This window comes from Shewanella sp. Shew256 (assembly GCF_002196695.1).
Lineage (GTDB): Bacteria > Pseudomonadota > Gammaproteobacteria > Enterobacterales > Shewanellaceae > Shewanella > Shewanella mangrovisoli.
Genome location: NZ_NAJR01000039.1, coordinates 1 through 2,378, shown reverse-complemented (window position 1 = coordinate 2,378; position 2,378 = coordinate 1). Strand labels below are relative to the sequence as shown.

Below are 2,378 nucleotides of genomic sequence, written 5' to 3'. Positions count from 1 at the left end.
AAAAGCCAGCCTTTCATGATATATCTCCCAATTTGTGTAGGGCTTATTATGCACGCTTAAAAATAATAAAAGCAGACTTGACCTGATAGTTTGGCTGTGAGCAATTATGTGCTTAGTGCATCTAACGCCTGAATTAAGCTGCGCCGCGAAGCGGCGTCGGCTTGAATGAACTGTTAGACATCATTGGCGTGGAGCCGAGCAGACTGGCGGCTTCGTGCTTCACAAAGTAAATGAACGCAGTCAACTGATCAGCGCGTGAGGCCAAGCAATCCATCCCTTGTCCAAGGTAAGCCTGCTGGGCTTCAAGCAGCACGGGCTGATGTTGGACGGGCAGGCGTTCCATTACCCAGTTGGCAGCTACATCCTTCGGCGCGATCTTGCCGGTTGCTGCGCTGTACCAAATGCGAGACAAAGTAAGCACTACATTCCGCTCGTCGCCTGCCCAATCCGGTTGTGAGTTCCATAGTTTCAAGGTGTCGGCCAGTGCTTTGAATAGATCGCTTTCCGGGACTGAGTTGAAGAAATCTTCCGCGGCCGAACCTGCCAAGGCAAGGCTGTGTTGCCTTGCTTTAGTTAGCAGAATAGCCAGATCAACATCGGTTGTCGCGGGCTCGAAGATGCCCGCAAGAATGTCCTTGCGCTGCCACTCCCCGAATTGCAGTTCCCGTCTGGCTGGATAACGCCAAGGAACAACATCGCCGTACACGACGATGGTAACTTCCAAGGCACGGAGAGCTTCACTTTGGCCGGGAGAAGCGGAAACTTCCAGGAAATCTACGAACAGAGCCTGCCGCACAGTCTCATCGAGCTGTGCAGTCACAGTAACCAGCAAATCAATATCACTGCATGGCTTCAGGCCACCGTCGAGTGCAGAGCCGTACAAATGCACGGCCAGCAACGTCGATCCCAGATGATGCTCGATGACGTTGAGTGCCTGTGATAGCTGTACCGAAATCTCGGCGGGCACTGCGTTGCTCATGATGTCTAACTCCCAATTTGTGTAGGGCTTATTATGCACGCTTAAAAATAATAAAAGCAGACTTGACCTGATAGTTTGGCTGTGAGCAATTATGTGCTTAGTGCATCTAACGCCGCTAAGCAGCGGCACATTTTGCGTTTTGAGCGCAGCGAAGCAAAATGTGTCCGATGGCTTGGATGGTTAACCCCTTTGCCAGATTTGATAGCGATAATTTATATTTGAATGAAATTCCTGCTCGAACACCACATTGAACTCTTTGGGGATTTCCGGAAAGAAAACATTGCCCTCTGGCTCGGAATCTATTGTCGAGATATGTAGCGTGTCGGCATGGGCGATCAGACTCTTGTAGATCTCTCCACCACCAGAAACAACAACATGGTTCGTAAGAGTCTTTAGCTCCCTCATTGCTGCTTCTATAGATGGAAACACAACCACATCATCGTTAGTAGCTACCGATCCTGAGCGGCTGACAACTGCATACTTTCTATTTGGGAGAGCCCCCATTGCCTCAAATGTTTTACGGCCGACTAAGAGCCATTGATTGTAAGTTATTGCTTTAAAAAGCAGCTGCTCACCTTTAGCGTTCCACGGGATATCCGAGCCGCAGCCAATAACCCCATTTCTTGCTTTTGCAGCCATTAGTGATATTTTCACGATACTCCTTTGGGTTAACGCCGCCATAAACGGCGACAGGGTGGCGCGCCTATTGCGCATAAAATGGCGAAGCCATGCGCAACAGGCGCGGAATCTCTGGCGTCCGGTTTGATGGCTTTGTTATGCAAAGGACTAGTCTTCAATGACGTGTAAACCACGGCGCTTTAAGTCCTCCAACGAATCCAACATTCCCCTTATTAATTCAACAGGATGCCCCTCCCAGTCTTCAACAACGCCAACAATTCTCAAGGGTTCGCAGGTTCTATAGGACTGTGTTGGATTACCGGGAAATCTTTTGTTCGTAAGATTCGGATCGTCTTCGAACGGTCCTGTTGGCTCAACTATGTATATGTAGCCGCGACCCTCGAGGCCAGACAGTGACATAGCAAGTTCAGCTCCCCAAACTGCTGGCTCCATCAAGGCTGAAAAGTAGATGTGCTTAAGAATACGACCGTCCTCGAAATGAGAGATGAACCCTGTGGTTAGCAAGTCACCAATCGCCAAATTGGCTTTGGTTCCATGATAGAACGGTCCTTGCACCTGCTTGTAATTATCATGAGAGATGGGAATCCAATCTTTTACCATTTTAAGACCCTTAATTGTTGGGATTTGGCTGCATAACTTTGTTTTAGGGCGACTGCCCTGCTGCGTAACATCGTTGCTGCTCCATAACATCAAACATCGACCCACGGCGTAACGCGCTTGCTGCTTGGATGCCCGAGGCATAGACTGTACAAAAAAACAG

3 protein-coding genes are annotated in these 2,378 nt (G+C 49.2%); all 3 read right to left on the bottom strand.

Features of this window, described 5'->3' with window-relative positions; translation table 11 throughout:
- Positions 1–133 precede the first annotated feature (133 nt).
- Positions 134–979, bottom strand: coding sequence for an ANT(3'')-Ia family aminoglycoside nucleotidyltransferase AadA16 (locus tag B5P39_RS24255; protein WP_001749984.1), 846 nt, complete (start codon positions 977–979; stop codon positions 134–136).
- Between the two features lie 180 nt (positions 980–1,159).
- Complete coding sequence (gene dfrA27, locus B5P39_RS24250) at positions 1,160–1,633, bottom strand: trimethoprim-resistant dihydrofolate reductase DfrA27 (protein WP_001749985.1); 474 nt, start codon at positions 1,631–1,633, stop codon at positions 1,160–1,162.
- Between the two features lie 132 nt (positions 1,634–1,765).
- Positions 1,766–2,218 (bottom strand): NAD(+)--rifampin ADP-ribosyltransferase Arr-3, encoded by a 453-nt coding sequence (locus B5P39_RS24245; RefSeq protein ID WP_001749986.1) that lies wholly within the window; start codon positions 2,216–2,218, stop codon positions 1,766–1,768.
- Positions 2,219–2,378: the final 160 nt, after the last annotated feature.